The 2,347-nt window shown below is 63.4% G+C and carries 1 protein-coding gene; it reads right to left on the bottom strand.

What is annotated here, in order from left to right; genetic code table 11:
• On the bottom strand, window positions 1-2,347 hold a 2,347-nt coding region (locus tag DQW91_RS16400; protein WP_157961494.1), incomplete at both ends, for a hypothetical protein.

Genomic DNA, 2,347 nt, shown 5'->3' with positions numbered 1-2,347 from the left:
GACGGTGATGGTGAAGTCCGTCGTCTCGGTCGAACCCACAGCCGCCGTCGGCCGGTCGGTCGGGTTGAAGACCAGGCCCTTGAGGGCCGCCGTCACTTCCGTCTCAGAGCCGACGATCGTGTAGGTGCCGCTGGTGAAGACGTTGCCGTCCTTGTCGGTCAGCGTTCCCTTCGCCTTGTCGAAGGTGACCGTCACGGTCAGCTCGTCCTTCTCCGTGTCCGTGATCGTCACATCCGCGAACGGGTTCACGGTCGCGGTGTCCGCGATGGTCTTAGTCACCGGCGTAGCTGCTCCGGCGATCACCGGCGCGCTGTTGGGAACGGTCTTGTCGAGAACCGTGGTGTTCACCTTCACCGTGTTGTTGGTGACCGGATTCGCGTGGCTTGCATCCTTCACGCCGATCTGGAAGGTCGTCGTGACGACGGTCTGGCTCGTCGCTCCCGGTTGATCCTTCGGATCGAACTTCACCACACTCTGCAGGAAGACGTTCAGCGCGTCCTTCTTGCCGATGAAGGTGTAGGTCTTGGTGCCGAACTCAACCTTCTCCGATGACGTAATGCCGGCCGGAAGAGTCGTCGGAAGCACGAGATCGCCTTCCGCATCGGCGAAACCGATCGTGACGGTCAGATCGTCATTCTCCGCATCGCCAAAGGTTACGCCCTCGAAGGCCAGCACCGGTGCGCCGGTATCCGTCGCGGCGGTGGTTGCCTTGGCAGCCTCCACCAAGAGGGTCGGCGCCGTGTTTGCCGGCGTCTTGTCCTTGATCGTGGTGACCACGTTCACGACATTGTTGTGCGTGCTCGCCGTATGCGACGCGTCCTTCACCGTGAAGCTGAACTGCGTCGTGAACGTGCCCGAATTCTGCGTCGAATCCGTCGGATCGAACGTCACGTTGTCGAAGAAGTTCTGCAGATCGACCGCCTTGCCCCTCACCGTGACCGTGCGGGCGCCCGACAAGACGCTGTCGCTGACGAGCGTCACGCCCGCGCCGGACAGGCCACCCAGCGCGCCCTCGATGTCGGCGAACGAGAGCGTGACCGTGAGCTCGTCATTCTCCGCATCGCCAAGCGTCACGCCGGCGAACGGCTTGACCGCAGCGCCGTTGTCGTCCGCCGCAAAGCTCGTCGCGCCCGCGATCGAGAACGTCGGCGCCGTGTTCGGCAGAGTCTTGTCCTTGATCGTGGTAACCACGTTCACGACATTGTTGTGAATGCTCGCCGTGTGCGACGCGTCCTTCACCGTGAAGCTGAACTGCGTCGTGAACGTGCCCGAGTTGGCCGTCGAATCCGTCGGGTCGAACGTCACGTTGTCGAAGAGGTTCTGCAGATCGACCGCCTTGCCCCTCACCGTGACCATGCGGGCGCCCGACAAGACGCTGTCGCTGACGAGCGTCACGCCCGCGCCGGACAGGCCGCCCAGGGCACCCTCGATGTCGGTGAATGAGAGCGTAACCGTGAGCTCATCATTCTCCGCATCGCCAAGCGTCACGCCGGCGAACGGCTTGACCGCAGCGCCGTTGTCGTCCGCCGCAAAGCTCGTCGCACCCGTGATCGAGAACGTCGGCGCCGTGTTCGGCAGAGTCTTGTCCTTGATCGTGGTGACCACGTTCACCACGTTGTTGTGCGTGCTCGCCGTGTGCGACGCGTCCTTCACCGTGAAGCTGAACTGCGTCGTGAACGTGCCCGAGTTGGCCGCCGAATCCGTCGGGTTGAACGTCAGATTGTCGAAGAACGTCTGCAGCGCGGACGCCTTGCCCGCGAACGTGAACGTGTGGGCGCCCGATAGCGTGCCGTTGTCGGTGACCTGCACACCCGCGCCGGTCAAGTTGCCCAGCGCACCCTCGATGTTGGCGAACGAGAGCGTGACCGTGAGGTCGTCGTTCTCATTGTCCCCGAGCGTCACGCCGCCGAACGGATTGACCGCAGCGCCGTTGTCGTCCGCCGCAAAGCTCGTCGCACCCGCGATCGAGAACGTCGGCGCCGTGTTCGGCAGAGTCTTGTCCTTGATCGTGGTGACCACGTTCACGACATTGTTGTGCGTGCTCGCCGTGTGCGACGCGTCCTTCACCGTGAAGCTGAACTGCGTCGTGAACGTGCCAGAGTTGGCCGTCGAATCCGTCGGATCGAACGTCACGTTGTCGAAGAACGTCTGCAGATCGCTCGCCTTGCCCCTCACCGTGACCGTGCGGGCACCCGACAAGACGCTGTTGCTGACGAGCGTCACGCCCGTGCCGGACAGACCGCCCAGGATGCCCTCGGCGTCGGCAAACGACAGCGTGACCGTGATGTCGTCGTTCTGGCCATCGGCAAGCGTCACACCGACGAACGGATTGACCGCAGCGCCGTTG

It is taken from the genome of Microvirga flavescens, assembly GCF_003290125.1.
GTDB lineage: Bacteria > Pseudomonadota > Alphaproteobacteria > Rhizobiales > Beijerinckiaceae > Microvirga > Microvirga flavescens.
The sequence above is the reverse complement of the archived record's forward strand: the minus strand, read 5'-3'. Positions and strand labels throughout refer to the sequence as shown.